This window comes from Mycetocola spongiae (genome assembly GCF_020424085.1).
In the GTDB taxonomy this organism is placed as follows: domain Bacteria; phylum Actinomycetota; class Actinomycetes; order Actinomycetales; family Microbacteriaceae; genus Mycetocola; species Mycetocola spongiae.
The window spans coordinates 2,457,951-2,478,641 of sequence record NZ_CP080203.1; the positions used below are offsets into that span (position 1 = coordinate 2,457,951).

Consider the following 20,691-nt stretch of genomic DNA (forward strand, 5'->3'; position numbering starts at 1 on the left):
GGATATCCTAAAGTGCATGAGCACGAACGAGACCGGTGGGCAGCGGCTGCCCAAGAAGGTATATGCGCGGCGGCGGCTAACGGTGCTGCTGGTCCTGGTTGCGGTGGTGGCCGTGATCGCCCTGCTGATTTGGCAGCCCGGTTCGCGTTCGGATAAGCCCAACGCAAAAACCGATCCGCTGCCCGTGACGTCCTCGGCCACGGCGTCCCCCGGGGCCGAGGCCAAAAACGCGGAGCCCGCGTGTGATCCCTCGGCGGTGGTGGTGAGCGCTATCACCGATAAGTCCTCCTATGCGGCGGGGGAGAATCCGAAGCTGAAGCTGTCGATCACCAATACCGGCAATGCCGATTGCTCGCTGAATGTGGGCACCAGCAAGCAGGTCTTTACGATCAGCAGCGGCTCGGAAACCTATTGGCGTTCCACCGATTGCCAGACGCAGCCCTCGGATCAGACGAGCGTGTTGAAATCGGGCGAGACCGTGGAGTCCTCGGCGGCCCTGGATTGGGACCGCACCCGTTCCGATGTGAAGACCTGTGAGGAGGAGCGTGCCCCGGTTCCCACGGGTGGCGCCTCCTATCATCTGGTGGTGAGCCTGGACGGCATTAAGAGCACCAATACGAAGCAGTTCGTGCTCGAGTAACCTTCCTGGCACAATGGTCGGTATGGCAAAAAAGAAGCAGCCGAGTTTCCGTTCCGATGCCCTCGCGGAGGCGTTGGAAAAGCAGGATATGGCGGCCGTGGCCTTTGCCCTGCGCAATGACACCTTTGTGGTGCCGCTGATGAAGCCGGGGCAGCGCGATAAGCCCACCGATACCAATACCGGCGATGTGTGGCTTTATCGCCAGCCGGAGAGCGGCAAGCTCGCGCTGCTGCTGTTTTCCGATGCGGCCAATAAGCCGGCGGCGCTGCCGCCGTTTGTGGCGCTGCATAAGGGGCTGTGGCTGCATGATTTCCTGCGCCTGCATGGCGAGGATATTGATACGGTGTTTTTTGATATTGCCGGGCCGCATCCGATGCAGGCCCCGGCCGCGGAGATTATGCGGGTTTTGGACCTTTAAAAGGCGCGATCGAGTTCGCGGTCGCGCGCGGAGCCCGCGGCGGATTCGGCCTCGATCAGGGCTACTTTAATGCCCGCGGTTTCGTGGTCGAGTACGCGGGAATAGCCGAGTCGGCCTGCCTCGGCCGCGCGCTGGCGGGCCCCGACCACTGGACGCACCTCGCCGGCGAGGGAGATTTCTCCGATGGCCGCGAGGGTATGTGGCACGGCGAAGTTTTTGAGTGAGGAGGCCACCGCGATGGCGATGGCCAGGTCGGCACCGGGTTCGCTGAGCCGCACGCCGCCGACGGTGGAGACGTAGACGTCTTTATCGGAGACTTTAAAGCCCGCGCGGCGTTCCAGGACCGCGAGGATCATGGCGACGCGCGCGCCGTCTACGCCGTTGGTGACGCGGCGGGGGTTGGGGGTGCTGGAGGCGCTCACGAGGGCCTGCACCTCCACGGGCAGGGGGCGGCGGCCCTCCATGGCGATGGTGACGCAGGTGCCGGAGACGGGCTCGCCCTTGCTGATGAATAGGGCGCTGGGGTCGGGGACTTCGGCGATGCCGTCGCCGGTCATTTCAAAACAGCCCACCTCATCGGTGGGGCCAAAACGGTTTTTGAGGGCGCGGACAAAGCGCAGGGCGGTCTGCCTATCGCCCTCAAAATGGCACACCACGTCGACCAGGTGTTCGAGGAGCCTGGGGCCGGCGATGCTGCCGTCCTTGGTGACGTGGCCCACGATGAGGACGGGGAGGTTGCGGGCCTTGGCGAGGCGCACGAGGGTTTGTGCCACCTCGCGTACCTGCGCGGGCTGGCCGGCGAGGCCATCGGAGGCCTCGCTGGAGATGGTTTGTACGGAGTCCACGATGAGTAGCTGCGGGTTGATGGCCTCTACCTGGCCGAGCAGCACCGAGAGGTCGGTTTCGGAGGCGATATAAAGCGATTCCTCGAGGGCGTTGGTGCGCTTGGCGCGCAGCGTGACCTGCCCCACCGATTCCTCGGCGCTGACGTAGAGGACGCGGGCGCCGGAGCGGGCCACGCGCGCGGCGACCTCCAGCAGGAGCGTGGACTTACCCACGCCGGGCTCGCCGGAGAGGAGGATGGCCGCGCCGGGGACGATGCCGCCGCCGAGCACGCGGTCGAGCTCGCCGATGCCGCTGGGCCAGTGCGTGAGCTCGTTTTCGGTGACGGTGGTGATGGGGCGGGCGCTGCGCTCGCGCGAGACATTGGCGGCGCTCACGCGCGGCGCCCCGGGCTCGTGACCCACCTCCACGATGGTGCCCCACTGCTGGCATTCCCCGCAGCGGCCGATCCACTTGGCGGCCTTCCAGCCGCACTCGCTACAGATGAAGGGGGAAACGATCTTGGCCATGTCTCCACCGTAGCGCCCACCCCCGACACGCGGAAAAAGCCTTTTTGGGCCTCGATTCGCATCGCGGGCCACGATCCCCTAAACTCGTTCTCGGTGACGTGTCCGAGCGGCCGAAGGTGCAACACTCGAAATGTTGTGTAGGTTCACCCCTACCGTGGGTTCAAATCCCACCGTCACCGCCACTAAAACCCCCGCAGGTTCTGTTTTCAGAACTGCGGGGGTTTTTATTTCCTCGGGTGCCAAGAATAGCCGGAGGGCCTCCCGCGTCCCGGGCTCGGTCACACACCTGTCACGGGCCGGCGCCCTGCGGGGATGGCAGGATGGTGAGCATGAACTCCTCGGTTGTGGTGACGCCCCGCACGCACTGGATCAACGGATGGTTTTTGCGTCTCTTCGCGCGTCCGGTTATCCGCTTCGACGGCGTGGACCACACCGCGCGATGGGGGCAGCCATATCGGGTTGATGCCGGTGCGGGGGTCCATCGGATCGCCGTCGGGGCTCGATATCGCGGTGGCACGGGCGCACTCGGCCTGGTGGAATCCAGGGTGGAGATCGGCGCGGGTCAGCGGCTGATCCTCGAGGCGAGAAACGGGTTCTTTAACCACCAGCCGTTCATAGTGACACCGCCGCGAAAGCCGGCGGTGGGCTAAGAGCACGGGCCCGCATCGCTGTGCAACTCCGATGAATAGCCCATACAGCCGTGGCTGGAATGTGGTTATCACGGGTGAATAGTATCGTTCACGAGGCCCAGTCCCACCCCGAGTGAAAGGCATGATGACAGGTGGTCGGAGTCGCTTCTGCTAGCGGTGGATGGCATCCACAGGTGGCTATTCGCGCGGGAAGCGGGGGCGTAGATTCGATTTTTGGGTCTTTTGCCCCATAAACGCGGGGCACCGGAACCGGGTTCTAGTAATTGGATGACGACTGTTATACCCTCGGCCCGGGGGCAGCGAATGCCTTGGAGTAGCAGTGACGCACGCCGGGAGGCCTAATGAACGATATTCATGAAACTAAGGCGCGGGGGTGGCGACGGCTTGGGGTAGCGATCGCCGCCGTGGCGATAGCAGTACCCGCGGGGCTCATGGCCGCCGCACCGGCGCATGCAGCGTACGGGGAAATCACCGATGAGGCGCTTGCCGCGTGTATTAACGCCGAGCTGGGCGGCGACCGCGCCGCCACCGCCGATATCACCACCGAGGATCTGGCCGCGCTCTCGGGCACCCTGACCTGTGCCAAGGAGGCCATCAGCAGCTTCGATGGTTTTGCGGGTGCCACCGGGGTAAGCAATGTGAACCTGCAGGGGTATAAGCATACCCTGGATGCCCCCACCGCTCTGGACGGGCTCGCCGCGGCACCGGCCGTGACCACCATGACACTTAACGTAGCCTCCCTGAGCAATGCCGCGCTCGCCGGATTGGCTGCGGCCCCGCGCTTGCGCACGGTCACGATCTCCGGAAGCCCGGTGCTCACCGATCTCTCGCCCCTCAGCGGTCTGCCGCTCTCGGGAACGCTGAACCTGACCAAGCTGTCGGCCCTGACCGACCTGACCCCGCTCGCGGACCTCTCCCGCATCACGAGCTTGAATATCTCCGAAAATGCCACACTCACCGATCTGACGCCCCTCGGCACGCTCTCGGCCCTGCGCACCCTGAACTTCGGTTCCACGGGGGTGAGTGACCTGACCCCGATCGCGGGCCTCACCGGGCTCACCTCACTCGCGCTATCCAGTACCGGGGTGACCACGCTGGAGCCGATCGCCGGAATGCTCAACCTGCGCTCGCTGAGTGCGATTTCCACCGGCATCACCTCCCTCGCGGGAATCGAAAACCTGGACCAGCTGCGCACCGTTTTTGTGCGCTTTAGCAAGCTCACCGGGGGTATCGATGCCCTCGCGAATAAGCCGATGCTGACAAACCTGGACATCGAAGCCACCAAGACCAGCACGCTGGCGCCGCTGGCCGCCAGCACGCAGCTCACCTCTCTTAACGCCTCGGGCAATGAAATCTCGAGCCTGGTCGGCCTCTGGGTGGGTGATAGTAGTTCCAGCCTGCAGGTTAGTGCGCAGAACTTTGCCGGACCGGTGCAGTACGTGCCGCTCGGGGCCACAAGCTTTCGCATGGATGCCGCGGGCCAGGTGACACTGCGCGACGGAGAGACCTTCCCCGGGCTGAACCCCCTCGGAAATAATGCCTCCCGGGTCAGTGCCGACCCCGCTCTGCCCGTGCTCCGCTTCACCGGCCTGGCGAGTGGCCAGCCCCTGATTTATGAGTTCTTAAGGTCCGAGTCCGGCACCACCTTCCGTGGTGCGGTCACGCTCCCCATCGTGGACAGCGTATTCACGAGCGTGGATAGCATCGACGCCACGGTGGACCGCGGATTCAGCCACCAGCTCACGATCACCGAGGGCTTTCCCGTGACCGAATACGGTTTCAGTGGGGATGCCCCGGACTGGCTGGAACTGAATACCACCACCGGGGTCCTCACCGGTGTCCCGCCCACCCCCGGCGATACACAGGTCACCGTGAACGCCGTGGATGCGCTGGGCAATACCATCACCCAGGAGATCACCATCTCGGCCGTGCAGCTGCGCAGCAGCGTGTTTGTGATCGGTCCGGATCAGGAGAAAAACGCGGGTGAAGAATTTGAGTTCACCGTGCGCCGCACCGTGCCCGAGGGCGGATGGGACGGCGCCGTAAGCGTGGGCGTGCGTACCTCCAATGGAACGGCCGTGGCGGGGGAGCAGTACACCGCCGTGACCAGCGTGCTGACCTGGGCCGCGGGGGATACCGCCCCCAAGACCGTGCGGGTGACTACCGCGGGTGCCCCCACGGGAACCTATGCGGCCTATGACCGTGACTTCCGGATTGAGCTCATGAATCCGAGCGCCTATGCGGAGGTTGGTGTGATTGCGAGTGCGGCCGGAGTGATCCTGTACCCAGCCTCTACCGAGGCGGTCACGCCCACGCCGAGCCCGACCCCCACCGCTCCGGGCGCGAACCCGACGCAGCCCGCACCCACCCCGACGCAGTCGGCCGGGACCGCTCAGCAGCCCGGCGGACTCGTGGATACCGGGGCCTCACCCGGTGCCTGGGCCGGTCTTGGGATCGTCCTCCTGGCCGCGGGAATTACCGCCCTGGGCCTGATCCGGCGCCGCCGGGCCTAACCCCGGAGCCGGAACACACAACACACTACGGCCACGCGGGCATCTGCCCGCGTGGCCGTAGTCGTGCCGCCCCGGGGAGCCGCGCTAGTCGATCAGACCAAAGGCCGCGGAGACCTGATCAATCGTGAACTGATTGCGTAGCTTGGCCGCCGTATTCTGATTGGCAAACATACCGGGCCGCCAGAATCCCCGCTCGCGCGGCACGGCATGGGTCCACTCGATCGGGACCACCCACTCCGCGGCATTATCCTCGTCCTCGGCGCGGCCATAATCACCCGCGAGCGGAAGCTCGTGTAGCGGGCGGGAAATACCCTCGTGCAGCACCCGGGCCGCATGGAAGCGTGTGGCCTCAGCCAGTACCGTGCCCACACCCACATAACCCACCTTCGGGATGCACACAAACACGCGCGCCCCGGGGAGCAGGTTTTTGAGGGTGCGAGAGAACCAGAGATCGCCGCCGCCCGAGACAAAGCCATAGGTGAGCCCATCGCTCCACTGTCGCCCGCCCGGCGCCTCCCCAAACGAGGCATACCAGTCCTGCCCGTTCCACGGTTCGCGGGATTTAGTCTTCCGCGTGCCGGCCGCGAGCGCCGCGGTCTCCTGCTCCACGAGCCAGGTGCGGGCCAGATAGGACTGCGCGCCATCTCGGAAATGCCGGAAAAAGACCACGTTAATGGGGATGCCAAAGTCCTCGTTGAGGAAGCGCACGATGCGTTCGGTGGCGGCATCCACGGACGCGGCGACGATTGTGAAGACCTGCGTGGCATTCACCTCCTCCGGGAGGATCCCGCCGAAGCGCTCCTCAAACGCCTCCTCGAGGGCCACCCCGGGGCGATAGGCGGCGAAGATTGTATCGATATCAGCGCGGCCGAGGGTGGATACCCAGGAGCCATAGTCCAGGGCCTGGGCCGTGACATCGCGCGGGGTGCGGTCGCGCTTCAATTCGATCACGTGCACCGTGGCCGATTCGTCGATGGCCAGCAGATCGATGAAACCGCCAAACGCGGTGGCCACCTGCCGGCCGATGATCAGGAGGGTTTCGCCGAGCATCGATGGATCGGATTCAATATAGCCCTCCAGCTGCGCCTCCAACCCCACCGAGGTGGGGATAATGCGGGTGAGTCGCTCCCCATCGGCCCGCCAGAGACCCATTTCCATACCCATATGCCGTGAATTTCCTTCCGTGGACAACCCGGTAAAACCTCCGGGCAACCCCACCCTAGCGGCCGCCGCGCCGGGCGAGAATCCTGCGGCGGCGGCGGCGGGGCCGGCCGGTGCGTGGTGGCGCGCTCGGTCCCCGTTAACGGTCCGGCGGGTGCTGCGCCGGGCTAGGGTCGTGCGGCGGCGCGGTCGGCCAGCGCGTGATGGCGTACCCTGTCCACATGCGCGCACATCGCTGAGCGGGCGGCGGGTTCGTCCCCCGCGCGCATTGCCGCGAGGATATCGGCATGCTCGGCGATCGCAAGCTCGGCATCCGAGAATCCGCGCGCGCCATAGAGCCGGAAGTGCTGCACGTGCCCGCCGAGCGCTGTATAGGCGCTGCCGAGTGGGCGGTTGCCGCAGTGCCGGGCGATCACCCGGTGGAAGCGCTCATCCGCGGCCCAGAAGCGGTGGGCATTGGGGCGCTCTCCCGCGGCGGCGAGGATCAGGTCCTCGTGGGCGGCGGTGAGTTCCGCGAGAAAATCGGGTGCAGCGCGGCGGCAGGCGAGCGCGGTCATCTCGGGTTCAATCACGAGGCGCGCGTCCATCAGGTCGGCGAGTTCCCGCGGGGTCCACGGCGGGGCCACCCGATAGTCGAGCCCACTGCGCTGCACCAGGCCGGACTCGGCCATCCGGGCCAGCGCCACGCGCAGGGCCGCGGAGGGGAGGGAGAATTCGCGGGTGAGACGCTCGATATTAAGATCCGTGCCCACCGGATAGTCCCCGGCGAGGAGGCCGTTAAAGAGCACTGAAAACGCGTATTCTGCGGGGCTCTCGGCACGGCTATGGCCGGCCGATGGGCGCGATTCTGGCGGCACGGTGAACCCTCCTTTGGGACAAACGTGTGCACGCTACCCGCTTCTGGCGGTCCTGCGTGGCGGCCCGCCCTCCCGGGCGGCCACGCATTCGAGCGTGCATAAGAATCCTATAGGATATTCAGCCCGCCGGCACGGAATCCGCGAAATCCGGCGTGCCGCCCCGCTAGGTCTGGCAGCGCGGACACCAATAGCTATCGCGCAGCCGCGTGGCATCCGCGCCAATCCGGCCCTTCCGAATCGGCGTGCCGCAGCGCCGACACGGGCGGCGCTCGCGCGCAAATACCCAGTCGCTGCGGCCGGGACGCGCATCTCCCGTGGTGATGCGCTGGGCCCGATCGCGATTGGCCCGGATCAGCCGGGCCGCAAGATCCACCAGCGGGGGAAGATCCACCGCGGCCACCGGGCGCGTGGGCAGCACCCCGCGCAAAAAACAGAGCTCATTCACATACTCATTGCCCAGACCCGCGAGGTTACGCTGATCCTGCAGGGCCACCGCGATCGGCCGGGCGGGATCGGAGGTGAGCCGGCGCACCGCCTCCGCCGCATCCCAGTCCGGGCCCAGCAGATCCGGCCCCAGATGGCCCAACTCCTCGGCCTCGCGCGCCGTGGGGAAGAGGCGCACCAGGCCCAGATCAAAACCCACCGCCTGCCACGGCTCGGTATCGATCACCGCGCGCGCCTGAAACGCGGGCCGCCGCCACGGCGACCCCGGGCGATATAGGTGCCAGGACCCCTCCATGCGCAGGTGGGTATGCAGCGTGAACTCATCCACCCGCAGCAGCAGATTTTTTCCGCGCGCGATCACCCCGTGGATCCGGGCGCCGGTCAGATCGGAGGTGGCATACTCGGGCACCCGCAGATCCCAGCCCGTGACCACATGCCCCGCGAGCTCGCGGTTAAGATTGCGGGCCGCCCGAAAAAGCGTATCTCCCTCAGGCACGACGCAGCCTCAACCCGCGCGGAGTCTCCGTGAAGCCCGCCGCCCGCAGCGCCGCGGAGACAGCACTGGCCAGGACAAACTCGCCGTTAAAGCGTTCGATTGCGAGCCTGTCCACGCGCCCCGCCCGCACCACGGCGGCGAGCGAGTCTATTGCCGCGGCCAGCGTGGGCTCCTCCGCGGAAAACCCGAGCAGGCTCTTGCCGCCGCGCTCCATAAACAACACCAGGCGGCCATCCACCAGCGTGACCAGGCCGCCGGCCTTGCGGCCCGGGCGATGCTTCTTCTCCAGGTTCCCGGCCACCTCGGGCCAGGCCAGCGCGGCCCCATAGGGATTTGCGGGATCGGTGGCGGCCAGCGTGACCACCACGGGTGTGCGCGCGGGATCGGGATCATCGGGCAGTGCCGCCTGACGCAGCCGGTCGATCGTGGCCGAACGCGCAAACTGGGCACCCCCGAGCCCCTCGATGAAATAGCCGCGGCGCACGCTGCCGCCATCCTCCATCCCCGAAAGCACCCGATAGGCCAGCGCAAAACCACCCGGGGTGCCCTCGGTCATGACCGAGCCGCGGGTCAGCACACCATAGCGTTCAAGCAGCAGTTCGGAGGCCGCCGCCGCCCGCACCGTGACATCGCCGACAGGCTCGGGCAACAGCGACCAGCGGCCCGCGGTGATCGGGGCCTCCGAGGAGCGCGGCGGCAGGCCGCGCCGCGGCAGCGTGGGGCGACGCGGTAGGGCTCCCGGCTCCCCGCGATCAGGCTCCTCGGGCAGCCCGCGCAGGCCCGCCCCGGATACGGCCGCGGGCAGGCTCGGGCCGCCCACCGAACCCGGAACGGCATAACCGCCGGGCCCGTTTTTGGGCAGTGCGCCGAGCGAACCGGCCCGCCCCAGGCGGCCACGATGCATTCGCGCGCGCGGCGTGACCGGGGCCTGACGATGCGCCCCGCCCCCGCCGGTCAGGGCGCGCAGCGGCGCCAGGGTATCGTTGCCGATCAGCCCCGCCCACACCAGCTCCCAGAGGGCCTCGCCCAGCTCCGCCTCCCCGATATCGGGCCGCGCCTGCGCGAGCTGCCGGAAAAAATATGCCCCGCCGCCGGCAAGCTGCCCCAGCACGGCCTCCTGGGCGGGGGAGAACTCGCGGGGTTCCTCGGCGGGCAGGGCCAGCGAGAGCGGGGCCAGATCGGCGGGATGCAGGGCGATCCAGCCATCGCGGCCCGGCAGTGCACCGCGGCCCGACCACAGCACCTCGCCCGCGGCCGTGAGCTGATCCAGCAGCGCGGGCGAATAATCCACTACGCGCTGCGGCAAAATGAGGCTCTCCCATGCGGAGGCGGGTAGATACACTCCGGCCAGCTGATCGATCACGGTGGCCACGCCATCCACCCCGCGCAGCCCGCCGCCGATGCCCTGCCAGGACGGCAGGAACCGGCCAAAGGTGGCCGGATCCACCGGCTCCACCTCCTGCCGCAGCGCAGCCAGCGAGCGCACCCGAATCCGGCGCAGAATCTCGGTATCACACCACTCCTGGTCGCGCGCGGCCTCACCCGCGACGCCCGTGGAGGGCAAAAACTCGCCGCGCACCACGCGCCGCTCATCGGCCAGGCGGCCAAGCGCATGCGCGACCACGGCCACACCCAACCCCAGCCGATCGGCCAGCGCGCCCACCCGGAACGGGCCGTGGGTGCGCGCAAAGCGGGCGATCAGATCCCCCAGCGGATCGGCCACCGGCTCGGTGAAGGCCTGCGGAAGCCCCAGCGGCAGCGGGGTGCCCAGCGCATCGCGCACGCGCGCGGCATCCTCCACGGCGATCCACCGCTCCACACCCGCGATCGGCACCGCCAGCGCGCGCCGCGCGACCCGCAGGGCCTCCAAATACTCGGCCGCCGCGGCCGGCTCGGCGGGCGCCGACTCGGGATCCTCCCCGTTGCCGCGCAACCGCCCCGCGACCTCCGCGACGGAGAGCGGGCCGAGGAGGCGCAGCAGATCCGCGGTGCCCTCGACCCCGCGCAGGCGACGATCGGGTGCGAGGCGCTGCAGCTCGGCCTCGGTGCGCTCCAATACCTCGGGATCCAGGAGCTCGCGCAGCTCCACCCTGCCCAGCAGCTCCGCGAGCAGCCCGGGATCCAGGGCCAGGGCCGCGGCCTTACGCTCGGCCAGCGGGCTATCGCCCTCGTACATAAACGAGCCCACATAGCCAAAGAGCAGGGACTTGGCAAACGGGCTCGGGGACTCCGTGGCCGTCTCGGCGATGCGCACCGAGCGGGCCGCGAGGCGGCGCATCAGCGCAAGCAGCGCGGGCACATCATAAACATCCTGGAGGCACTCGCGCACCGCCTCCAGCAGGATCGGGAACGTGGGATATTTTTTGGCCACGTCCAGGAGCTGGGCCGAACGCTGGCGCTGCTGCCACAGCGGCGCGCGCTTGCCCGGCGAATAATTGGGCAGCAGCAGGGCCCGCGCCGCACACTCGCGGAAGCGCGAGGCGAAGAGCGCGGAGCCGCCCACCTCCTCGGTGACGATCTCCTCCAGCTCCTCGGCATCAAAGAGAAAAAGCTCGGCGCCCGGGGGTTCGGCCTCGGCATCGGGCAGGCGCACGATGATGCCGTCATCGCTCGCGACGATCGAGCCGTCCAGCCCCAGCCGCTCGCGCAGCCGCGCCCCCACCGCGAGGGCCCACGGGGCATGCACCTGCATGCCATAGGGAGAGTGCAGGATGACCCGCCAATCGCCGAGCTCATCGCGCGAGCGCTCCACCACCAGCGAGCGATCGGTGGGCAGGACACCCGTGGCGGCGCGCTGCTCATCCAGATAGGACCATAAATTATCGGCCGCGTAGTCGTCGAGCCCCGCGGCCGCCGCCCGGGCCAGCGCGGCCTCGCGGGTGCCGCCGCCGGTCTCGCGGATAAACGCCCCCACGGCCTCGCCCAGTTCCGCGGGACGCCCGATGCCATCGCCGCGCCAGAACGGGAGCCGCCCGGGCTGGCCAAAGGCGGGAACCACGATCACGCGGTCATGGGTGATCTCCTGGATTTTCCAGCTGGTGGTGCCCAGCGCAAAAACATCGCCCACGCGGGATTCATAAACCATCTCCTCGTCGAGCTCACCCACGCGCGAGCCCGTGCCCGAGGCATCCGAGCCGATCAGGTAAACCGCAAAGAGCCCGCGGTCGGGGATCGTGCCGCCGCTCGTGACCGCGAGGCGCTGCGCCCCGGGGCGGCCCTCAAGCGTGCCGGCCTCGCGATCCCACAGCACGCGCGGCCGCAGCTCGGCAAATTCATCGCTCGGATAGCGCCCCGCCACGAGGTCCAGGGTGGCCTCGAAGGCCGAGCGCGGCAGGCCGTTAAACGGCGCGCTGCGGCGCACGGCCGCAAACCACTCCTCGACGTCGATGGGTTCCAGGGCGCAGGCAGCGACGGTCTGCTGCGCGAGGATATCCAGCGGATTGCTGGGCACCCGGATGGCCTCGATGGAGCCCGCCACCATGCGCTCGGCCACCACCGCGGAACCGAGCAGATCGGCGCGATGCTTGGGATAGAGGAACCCGCGGGAGACCTCGCCCACCTGGTGCCCGGCTCGCCCCACGCGCTGAAGCCCGCTGGCCACCGAGGGGGGTGATTCCACCTGGATCACCAGGTCCACCTCGCCCATATCGATGCCCAGCTCCAGGCTGGAGGTGGCCACCACGCAGCGCAGAGCGCCGGATTTAAGGGCGTCCTCGATCTCGCCGCGCTGTTCCTTGGAGACCGACCCGTGATGCGCGCGCGCCAGCAGCGGGGCATCCGCTGGGAGCCCGCCGGTCTGGCCGCTTCCGCCGATCAGCTCGGCGGGCGGCAGGCGCGGCAGCACGCGCTCGCCGAGGCCGCCCTCGGCCTCCAGGAGCAGCGCATATTGCTCGTTGAGGTGCGCTGTGAGCCGCTCGGCGAGCCGGCGGGAATTGGCAAAAACGATCGTGGAGCGATGCGCAAGCACATGGCCGAGGATGGCCTCCTCGATCGCGGGCCAGATTGATCCCGGGCGATCCGCGGCGTCCTCGCCCGTGAGCGCGCCCTCGGTGGCCCCCTCGGCGGAGGCCCGGGGCGCGATATCGGTCATATCCGGCACGGGCACCAGCACGCGCAGGTCGAAGGTTTTTTGGGAGGCCGGGGCGACGATCATGACTGGCGCCACCCCGCCGAGGAAGCGGGCCACCTCCTCGCGTGGGCGCACCGTGGCCGAGAGCCCGATGCGCTGCACGGGGGAGTCCACCAGCTCGTCCAGGCGTTCCAGCGTGAGCGCAAGATGCGCGCCGCGCTTGGTTGAGGCCACCGCGTGGATCTCGTCGATGATGATGGTCTCCACGCCGCGCAGGCTCTCGCGCGCCTGGCTCGTGAGCATCAGATAGAGCGATTCGGGCGTGGTGATGAGGATATCGGGCGGATTTTTGATCAGGGTGCGGCGCTCGGCCGCGGGGGTATCGCCCGAGCGCACGCCCACGCTCACCGGTTCGGCGGGCAGGCCCAGCCGGGTGGCGGTGTGCTGGATACCGCCGAGCGGGGCGCGCAGGTTGCGCTCCACGTCCACCCCGAGGGCCTTCAACGGCGAGACGTAGAGCACCCGGGTGCCCACGCCCTCGGGTCGCGGCGTGGCGGTGAGGGTATCGATGGCCCAGAGAAAGGCCGAGAGGGTTTTTCCCGAGCCGGTGGGGGCCACGATCAGCGCGTGATGGCCGCCCGAGATGGCCTGCCACGCGCCGGCCTGGGCCGCGGTGGGCGCGGGAAAGGACCCACGGAACCATTCCCGGGTGGCCGCGCCGAACCGCCCCAGCGGATCGGCCGCGGCGGAGTGCGCGGAGATCCCCGGCCCCTAGGCCTCGCCGGGGGCCGTGCCCTCGGCCGCGCCACCGGGGGCGGGCTCGCCCGCATAGCGGCGCTCGAGGAACGCCCGAACATCGGCAAGCTCGGCCTCGGAGATGGAGTGACCCAGCCCCTCATAGATGCGCCCGGAGAGCGTGGAGTGCCCCGGAAGCCAGGCGGTGGTGCGCAGGATGGCGTCCTCGGCGATGACCTCGTCCTGGGTGCCGCGGCCCCAGAATACCGGGGGGCGCGACTCGGCCAGCGCGGCATCGCCGGGCTGGGGGCCGTCGATCACAAAGCCCGCGAGGTTCACGGCAAAGGACAGGCGCTCGGGGGCGCGGCGCAGCAGGTGCAGCGAGAGCGCGCCGCCCTGGGAGAAGCCGGCGGCGGCCACCGAGGCGGGAGCCACGGGCAGGGAATCCAGCCACTCCAGGATGGCATCGGCCGCGGCGTCTACCCCGGCGGGGGCGGGGGAACCGGGCACATCCAGCGGGAACCAGGACCAGCCGTCGATGGGCCACGGCGCGGCAAGCGGCGCGCGCAGCGAGGCGATGACCGGGTCGAGTGGGAGATACGGGGCGAGGCCAAAGAGATCGGCCTCATTGGAGCCATAGCCGTGCAGCAGGAGGAGCAGGGGGCGGCCGGCGCGCTCGGCCTCCGGCGCGGACCAGAGGACGGCTTCGGGGTCGATCACGGGACGGGGCGACATGGCGGGATTCCTTTTCTCGCGGCGGTGGGCTCTGCGCACTCCCAGACTAGGCGCATCCTCCGACATCGGAAAGGGATTTCGCTTCGGGCGGCATCGGGTATTGCCTCCCCGGGTCGCTAACCGCGCGGAAACTTGTAACAATGAAGCATGAGCGTGCGTACCCCGGATCCCGATCAGACACCCGATGAGCCCCAGCGCCCCCTCACCCCGGGCTGGCTGAGCGATGTGGAGCTGGAGGAGATCCGGCACCGCCTGCCGATCCTCTATGTGGAGGCCATCCCCGTGCGCGTGGACGGCCTCGGGCAGGTCACCGAGGTGGGTATCCTGCTGCGCGGCACCGCCCTCGGCGCGATGACCCGCACCATCGTCTCGGGCCGCGTTATGTACGGCGAGACCCTGCGCGATTCGCTCTTCCGGCACCTGGAAAAGGATCTGGGCCCGATGGCCTTTCCGCTGCTTCCCGCGAGCCCCGTGCCCTTCCATGTGGCCGAATATTTTCCGCTCCCGGGCCTCTCGGCCTTCACCGATGATCGCCAGCACGCCGTATCCCTCGCCTATGTGGTGCCGGTCACCGGCACGTGCGAGCCGCGCCAGGACGCCCTGGAAATCACCTGGCTCACGCCCGAGGAGGCCTCGAGTGATGCCGTGAGTGCCGAGATGGAGGGCGGCCGCGGCACGCTCCTGCGCTCGGCCCTGGCCTCGGTGGGCGCGCTGCGCTAGGAGATTTTAAACCTAAAGCCGGTGGGGGAATCGGCCGAGCCCAGCAGCAGCGTGCCGCGCTCCGGATTTTTCAGCGGCACCAGGAACGAGACGTTTCCGGTGACCGCCTGGCCGTCTCCCAGGCCGTCAAAATCGCTCAGGGCCGGGGCGGGGGAGACCACCTCGCCCTCGGCGCGGGCGGCCGCCTCGGTATCCGGGCCCGCGCCCTCCGCGAGATAGCGCAGGTTGAGGAGCTCGGCGGGGGTGGCGGTGAGCGGGCCGTGATAGCTCACCGTGACCGGTATCGTGGCCCAGCGATATCCCTCGGGCGGGGTGGCCGCGGAGATGGGGTCCTCGGTGTCCTCGGGATCAACCGGCGGGTGATTGGCTGCATCATCGCGCGCGGCCGCGGTGCTCGCTGCCCGCACGGCCGCATCATCGTCGAGGTTGGGAATGCCCAGCGCGATCTGCAGGGTGGATCCCGGGGCGATGGTCAGCACCACGGGGGTGCTCAGCGCGGCGGGGTTGGTATCGCTGCCGAGGGTGCCGGCATCGGGATCGGCGGCGGTAATGGTGCCCACGGTGCCCGGTGTGGGCACGGGAGCGGCGGAAAATAGCCCGCCGTAGACGCCCGTCATCAGCAGCGCCACGCCCAGCGCCGCCGCGCTGATGACCGTGCCGATCAGCGGGCGTCGCCGCGATCCGCGTGCCCGCAGCACCCCCAGCACCCCGATCAGTACACCCGCGGCCCCGAGCGCCACCCCGATATAGGTGAGCACGGGAAGCAGCGCCAGGATAAGCCCGCAGATACCCAGCAGCACCGAGCCGATGGCGAGGCCGGGCGCCGGCCCCCGCGGCGGGATGACGATGCTTTCGGGGAGAGCGGGCGGGACCGGCAGGGGCGTGGACATGCCCCGAAACTAACAGCCGAAACCGAGTGTTTCTGAGGAGCCAGCCTTACTTTACGTGAAAGCGAAATCCGCTCGGGTCCCAGGCGGGTGCCACCTCAAACTGCCCGGCCTCGGGATCCACCGCGGGCAGAAGCATCGCGACATTACCGGTCACGCTCTCCCCTCGGGCGAGCACATCAAAGGCGGATAGGCTCGGCTCGGGCGCAAACGTGAACCGAATCAGCGCATCCGTGGACTGCCCATCGGCGGCGATATAGCGCACCGAGATATCGCGATGCGGAACGCCCAGGCTATCGTCCAGGGAGGTCACGGTCACGGGCACGGTGGCCCAGCGATAGCCCTCGGGCAGCGCGGTATCCTCCTCCTCGAAGATCTCGTTTCCGGCCTCGGCCGCCTCCGCCCGGGTCGCGGCGATGGCCGCGAGCATCGCGTCGGTATCGTCCAGGATCGGTGTACCCAGCGCGATCCGATAGCGGTCCTGCCCGTCCACGGCGAGGATCATCTCGGTGGAGAGCGGGGCCGGGTTCTCCGCGGTGCCGAGGCTCGCGGCGGCATCCTCCGCGGCGGCCCGCACCGGGGGAGAGGCCTCGGCGGGCGGCGGCGGAAGCAGGCGGCCGGGCAGGATAAAGAGTGCGGCGATAATGCCGATTATTGCCAGTGCCACGATGCCCGAGGCGATGGCCACCTTGCGGCGCCGTCCGGGATCGGGCTGGGGCGTGAGGGCGGGAGGCAGGATCGAGGATTCTGGGCTGACCGTCATCCCTCGAGCCTATCCCGCGGGGCAAATAAAAGACCCCCGGGACGCGGATAATGTCCGATCCCGGGGGTCTTTTTAAGAGGTGGGTTTAGCGTGCGCTGGAGGCGCGACGGCTCCCCTGGCTGCGGCCGCGCGAGGCGCCCGAACCGGCCCCACCGCTGCGCTCGCCGCCGCCGGAACCGGCGGGACGGGGACGGCCACGGCCATCGCCACGACCGGCACCCTGGGCGCCGCCGCGGGAGGCTCCGCCGCGCTCGCCGCCACCGGCACGCGCATTGCGCTTGCGCTGCGCATTGGCGCCCTGGCTCTGTCCGCCACCCTGCGCGGGTGCGGCCACCTTTACGGGCTTCACATAGGGGGCAACCGGGCCCACCAGCTCGGTCACGGGGGCGCTATCGGGGCGCACCTGCTGGAACTCCACCTTGATCTCGGCCTTGCGCATGATCTTCTTCAGATCCTCGGTCTGGCTCGGGATCACGATGGTCACCACGTCACCCTCGCTACCGGCGCGGGCGGTACGGCCCGAGCGGTGCAGATATGCCTTGTGCTCCATGGGGGGATCCACGTGGACCACAAGCTCCACGCCGTCCACGTGCACTCCGCGGGCCGCCACATCGGTTGCGACCAGCACGCGCACGCCGCCGGGACCCACGGTTCCGAAGGCCGCGAGGTTGCGGTCACGCTGGGGCTGGGAGAGGTTACCGTGCAGATCCACGGCGGGGATTCCCTGCTCGGTGAGCTGCTTGGCCAGCTTCTTGGCCTGGTGCTTGGTGCGCGTGAACAGGATGCGCTTGGAGGTACCCGAGGCGAGAACCTTAATCAGGTCCTTCTTTTCGTCGAGCGAGTTCACGGCGAAGACGTGGTGGGTCATGGCCGATACGTGCGAGGTGGCCTCGTCCACGGAGTGCAGCACCTGGTTGTGCAGGAAGCGGCGGACCAGCTTATCGACACCGTTATCCAGGGTGGCGGAGAACAGCATGCGCTGCCCGTTTTCGGGGGTTGCGGCCAGCAGGCGGGTGACGATCGGCAGGAAGCCCAGGTCGGCCATGTGGTCGGCCTCGTCGATCACGGTGATCTCCACGGCGTCGAGCTTCACAAAGCCCTGCTTCATGAGGTCCTCGAGGCGGCCGGGGCAGGCCACCACGATGTCCACGCCGGCCTTGAGTGCGTTTACCTGACGGGTCTGGTTGATGCCACCGAAGATCGTGGTGACCTTGAGGTCATAGGCCTCGGCCAGCGGGGTGATTACGGCGGCGATCTGGGTGGCCAGCTCGCGGGTCGGTGCGAGCACCAGGCCCAGCGGGCGGCCGGGACGGCGCGCGCCGCCGGAGAGCTCGGTGGCCAGGCGGGCCACCAGCGGGATCGAGAAGGCCAGGGTCTTTCCCGAGCCGGTCTTTCCGCGGCCCAGCACATCGCGGCCGTTAAGGGTATCGGGGAGGGTATCCACCTGGATGGGGAACGCCTCGGTTTTGCCCTCGGAGGCAAGAGACTTCACGAGGGGTGCGGGCACGCCAAGGGCGCTAAAAGTGGTTTCTGACAAGGTGGTGCCTTTCGGGGCATCATTTCCCCGCGGGCACCAGCGCGGGGCGCTGTGCTTCGGGGCAGGGTGGCGAAGGCGCAGGTGTGCGCATCCGTTCGCCGTATGAAGTGTCATCGAATCGGCGGGGCCGACGAGAGAGGGAGCGTTCTACGACGCAAGCGGGAGGCGGGCCGCGAACAGCCCGGAAATTACCGCAAGTACCCCCACCCTACAGCACGTTTCTGGGAGTGCACCCGCGCGGCTAGGAGCGCACGCTCTCCGACCAGCCCGGGGCGAGGCGGCGGATGCTCGCGCCGCGCACCTGCCAGAGCGACCACAGCAGGAACCAAAACACCGGTGCTGCCGGGCCGTGGAACTCCACGCGATCGCGCCAGAGGGTGCGCGTGGGATCGGCCGGATCGGGGGCCACGGCCATGCGATGACGCCAGCCGCGGAGGAATTTCAGCGGGCCCGCGGTGGCCCCGCCGGTATCCACAAAAATATCCGCCGAGCCGTCCCGGGAGCGCTCAAAATTCACCCGGATAATCTGCCGCCCGAGGGGGATCACGCCCAGGAGGCGAATCTCGCACTCCACCTCGCCCGGCTCCCACATCGTGCCCGGGGCCAGGACGTCCTCGGCCGCGAGGCTCGCGCCGGGCTCCGCGGGGATAAAGGGGGATACGGGACGCACATCCAGCAGCGGCGCATAGATTTCGCGCACCACCGCCACCGAGCGCAGCGCGCGCCAGGCCTCCTCGGGGGAACACTCGATCGGGAACCTCAGCTGAACATACATACCCCCAGTCTGACCGCTGGCCGCCGCGCGCGCCAGGGCCCGGGCCCAACGTGCGCTAGAAATAGAGGGTGGTGATCAGATATTGGCTCGGGGTGGTGAGCGGTGCGCAGGCCGAGTGGGCGAGGCGCAACGGCTCCTTTCAGGTATCCCCGGGCCTGCACGAGACGCTCTCCGAGATGGGCCTCTTTGACGGCCTGGTCCTGTACTCGCCGCGGATGCGGGCGGGGGAGGACGAGCCGCTGCGGGACTTCACGGCGATCGGCCGGATCGCCGATAAGCGCCCGGTGCGGGTGGACGGGGATACCGTGCCCGGCGAGCACTGGCGGCCGTGGCGGCGGCGCGTGGATTTTGCGCCCGAGATCACCCCGGTACCGCTGCGGCTGATGAGCCCGGTGCTGGATCTCACCTCCACCGGGATCAACTGGGCCGAACCGCTGCGCCGCGGCCTCATCCCGCTGAGCAAAAATGACTTTAATACGCTGCGCCTCGCGATGGCCCCACCCGCACCCGAGGAGCGGATGGCGCAGCCGCCGCGCTAACCCGGTAATACTGCGACATTCGAGGATGCGCCCGGCACCCGCTGCGTCTAAGCTGACGGGGTGAACCAGTCAAGCGCACCCGAGATTTCCCCGCCGTCCCAGGGCCGTTACCAGGTCCGGTTTGATTTTGGGCCCGAGGGCCTGCGTCGTCTCGGCGATGTGGACATCCTGGTCTGGGTGGACTCGCTGCCCGAGGCAGGCTCGATTCCGGCGCTAGACGGGCTGGGCGATCATACGGCCATCATCCTCGGCAGCCTGAACTCCCGCACGGCCGTGGCCGAGTGGATCCTCGGCCGCCAGGTGGCGCTCGGCCGCCGCCTCACCGTGGCACTCGTGGGTGCCGGCTTTGAGGGCGGCTTTGCCACCCACGACTTCCTGGCCGCGGGGGCGATCGCCGATGCGCTCGCCGAGCGCGGCATCGACTTCACCTCGCCCGAGGCCGCCGTGGCCGCCGCCGCCTTTGCCGGGCTGCGCGGGGCCACCGGGCACCTGTTTACGGCCTCGATCGTGGGCCAGCTGGTGCGCAACCGGCTGAGCGCCGAGCCGGTCAAGGCCGCATCACAGATTGATACGCAGACCGAGGTGGTGGTTCTGCGCGAGGGCGCGGAGGCCTAGCCTCCCCTCGCCCGAGGCCGCCCGGGTAACGGCGGCTATCCTCCCAGCGAGGTGCGCTCATCGCGCAGGTCCGAGATGAGATCGCGGCAGTCCATGCACTCGCTGAGGTGCAGCGACATTTCGGTGGCCTGGCGCGTGGTCGCGGTATCCAGCGCGCATTTACACAGCAGCGCGGTGCGATCCTCGCAGCCCGGGCGGCCATTGCGGCGGGCATAGGCGTTGAGATACTGCTCGCGGAACCGCGAACGCGCTCGATGCAGGTGCGTGCGGACGGCGCCGGGCACGCGGGACTGATCAACGGCGATCTCCCGGGGCCCCTTGCCCTCAAAATAAACCTTGCGCAGTACCTGCTGATCGGGGGCGGTCAGCGCGCGCAGCGCCTGCGCCGAGAGCTCCGATTCCAGCAGGGTCACCAGCGGGCTCTCGGCCACCTCCAGCGGGGTCACCGCCTCGCTGACGGCCTCCAGGCTGGCGGGCTCCAGCATCGTGGTGCGGCTGCGCGCCGCCCAGATCGCATAGAGATTGCGGCGCGAGACGGTATAGAGAAAGGCGCTGTCGTTAATGCGCTCCTCCGAGCTTGCCGAGGCGCGCTCGAGGAGCACCTCAAAGGCATCGGCCACGGCGTCCTCGGCGTCCTGCTCGGTGGCGCCGAGCCGGCGCAAATAGGCACAGAGTTTGGGCTGCAACGAGGCAAAGAGTTCGGTCGTATTTTTCATTCGTCCCCCCTTCCGAGAGATTTGATGTCGGGTGATTTCTTGTTACTTCCGAACCTAATTCGAGAAATA

General features: G+C 68.5%; 18 protein-coding genes and 1 tRNA gene. 8 read left to right on the top strand and 11 right to left on the bottom strand.

Annotation, left to right across the window (positions count from 1 at the left end):
• The first annotated feature begins 16 nt into the window (after nucleotides 1-16).
• A complete protein-coding gene (locus KXZ72_RS11240; RefSeq protein WP_226081022.1) occupies nucleotides 17-640 on the top strand; it encodes a hypothetical protein in 624 nt (207 codons plus the stop codon).
• Between the two features lie 22 nt (nucleotides 641-662).
• Nucleotides 663-1,058, top strand: a complete 396-nt coding sequence (locus tag KXZ72_RS11245; RefSeq protein ID WP_318999869.1) for an SseB family protein — start codon at nucleotides 663-665, stop codon at nucleotides 1,056-1,058.
• Here KXZ72_RS11245 and radA read toward each other — a convergent pair.
• Nucleotides 1,055-2,410 (bottom strand): DNA repair protein RadA, encoded by a 1,356-nt coding sequence (gene radA / locus KXZ72_RS11250; RefSeq protein ID WP_226081024.1) that lies wholly within the window; start codon nucleotides 2,408-2,410, stop codon nucleotides 1,055-1,057. The two genes, KXZ72_RS11245 and radA, sit on opposite strands and share 4 nt — an antisense overlap.
• 92 nt (nucleotides 2,411-2,502) lie before the next feature.
• Between radA and KXZ72_RS11255 the strand changes: the two genes are divergently transcribed.
• The 3 genes from KXZ72_RS11255 to KXZ72_RS11265 all read left to right on the top strand — a co-directional run bounded on the left by KXZ72_RS11255 (nucleotide 2,503) and on the right by KXZ72_RS11265 (nucleotide 5,573).
• Nucleotides 2,503-2,592 (top strand) — tRNA-Ser (locus KXZ72_RS11255).
• Nucleotides 2,593-2,739: 147 nt separating this feature from the next.
• Entirely contained in the window at nucleotides 2,740-3,060 is a 321-nt protein-coding gene (locus KXZ72_RS11260) for a hypothetical protein (RefSeq protein ID WP_226081025.1), read from the top strand.
• Nucleotides 3,061-3,464: 404 nt separating this feature from the next.
• Entirely contained in the window at nucleotides 3,465-5,573 is a 2,109-nt protein-coding gene (locus tag KXZ72_RS11265) for a Calx-beta domain-containing protein (protein ID WP_226081026.1), read from the top strand.
• Between the two features lie 84 nt (nucleotides 5,574-5,657).
• Here KXZ72_RS11265 and KXZ72_RS11270 read toward each other — a convergent pair whose 3' ends face one another.
• From KXZ72_RS11270 to KXZ72_RS11290, 5 genes are all read right to left on the bottom strand, one after another.
• Nucleotides 5,658-6,725 (bottom strand): PDDEXK family nuclease, encoded by a 1,068-nt coding sequence (locus tag KXZ72_RS11270; RefSeq protein WP_226081027.1) that lies wholly within the window; start codon nucleotides 6,723-6,725, stop codon nucleotides 5,658-5,660.
• Nucleotides 6,726-6,901: 176 nt separating this feature from the next.
• Nucleotides 6,902-7,522 (bottom strand): GntR family transcriptional regulator, encoded by a 621-nt coding sequence (locus tag KXZ72_RS11275; protein ID WP_226081028.1) that lies wholly within the window; start codon nucleotides 7,520-7,522, stop codon nucleotides 6,902-6,904.
• Nucleotides 7,523-7,754: 232 nt separating this feature from the next.
• Complete coding sequence (locus tag KXZ72_RS11280) at nucleotides 7,755-8,531, bottom strand: DNA-formamidopyrimidine glycosylase family protein (RefSeq protein WP_226081029.1); 777 nt, start codon at nucleotides 8,529-8,531, stop codon at nucleotides 7,755-7,757.
• Entirely contained in the window at nucleotides 8,524-13,362 is a 4,839-nt protein-coding gene (locus tag KXZ72_RS11285; protein WP_226083518.1) for an ATP-dependent helicase, read from the bottom strand. The genes KXZ72_RS11280 and KXZ72_RS11285 overlap by 8 nt, the downstream gene beginning before the upstream one ends.
• Nucleotides 13,363-13,371: 9 nt before the next feature.
• Nucleotides 13,372-14,070: an alpha/beta hydrolase gene (locus KXZ72_RS11290; RefSeq protein ID WP_226081030.1), complete on the bottom strand. Its 699-nt coding sequence runs from the start codon at nucleotides 14,068-14,070 to the stop codon at nucleotides 13,372-13,374.
• Between the two features lie 147 nt (nucleotides 14,071-14,217).
• Here KXZ72_RS11290 and KXZ72_RS11295 point away from each other — a divergent pair, with 147 nt between their 5' ends.
• Entirely contained in the window at nucleotides 14,218-14,790 is a 573-nt protein-coding gene (locus KXZ72_RS11295; protein ID WP_226081031.1) for an NUDIX hydrolase family protein, read from the top strand.
• On the opposite strand, the gene KXZ72_RS11300 is transcribed toward KXZ72_RS11295, so the two are convergent.
• From KXZ72_RS11300 to KXZ72_RS11315, 4 genes are all read right to left on the bottom strand, one after another.
• Nucleotides 14,787-15,680: a hypothetical protein gene (locus tag KXZ72_RS11300; protein ID WP_226081032.1), complete on the bottom strand. Its 894-nt coding sequence runs from the start codon at nucleotides 15,678-15,680 to the stop codon at nucleotides 14,787-14,789. The genes KXZ72_RS11295 and KXZ72_RS11300 overlap by 4 nt on opposite strands.
• Nucleotides 15,681-15,726: 46 nt before the next feature.
• Nucleotides 15,727-16,440, bottom strand: a complete 714-nt coding sequence (locus KXZ72_RS11305; RefSeq protein ID WP_226081033.1) for a hypothetical protein — start codon at nucleotides 16,438-16,440, stop codon at nucleotides 15,727-15,729.
• A gap of 85 nt (nucleotides 16,441-16,525) precedes the next feature.
• A complete protein-coding gene (locus KXZ72_RS11310) occupies nucleotides 16,526-17,977 on the bottom strand; it encodes a DEAD/DEAH box helicase (protein ID WP_226081034.1) in 1,452 nt (483 codons plus the stop codon).
• Between the two features lie 241 nt (nucleotides 17,978-18,218).
• Nucleotides 18,219-18,752: a hypothetical protein gene (locus KXZ72_RS11315; protein WP_226081035.1), complete on the bottom strand. Its 534-nt coding sequence runs from the start codon at nucleotides 18,750-18,752 to the stop codon at nucleotides 18,219-18,221.
• 68 nt (nucleotides 18,753-18,820) lie between these two features.
• Here KXZ72_RS11315 and KXZ72_RS11320 point away from each other — a divergent pair, with 68 nt between their 5' ends.
• Nucleotides 18,821-19,291 (top strand): EVE domain-containing protein, encoded by a 471-nt coding sequence (locus KXZ72_RS11320; RefSeq protein ID WP_226081036.1) that lies wholly within the window; start codon nucleotides 18,821-18,823, stop codon nucleotides 19,289-19,291.
• A gap of 60 nt (nucleotides 19,292-19,351) precedes the next feature.
• On the top strand, nucleotides 19,352-19,906 hold the full coding sequence (locus KXZ72_RS11325) for a 2-phosphosulfolactate phosphatase (RefSeq protein WP_226081037.1): 555 nt from the start codon (nucleotides 19,352-19,354) through the stop codon (nucleotides 19,904-19,906).
• Between the two features lie 35 nt (nucleotides 19,907-19,941).
• Here the strand turns inward: KXZ72_RS11325 and KXZ72_RS11330 are convergent, their stop codons facing one another.
• Nucleotides 19,942-20,622: an RNA polymerase sigma factor gene (locus KXZ72_RS11330; protein ID WP_226081038.1), complete on the bottom strand. Its 681-nt coding sequence runs from the start codon at nucleotides 20,620-20,622 to the stop codon at nucleotides 19,942-19,944.
• Between the last annotated feature and the right edge of the window lie 69 nt (nucleotides 20,623-20,691).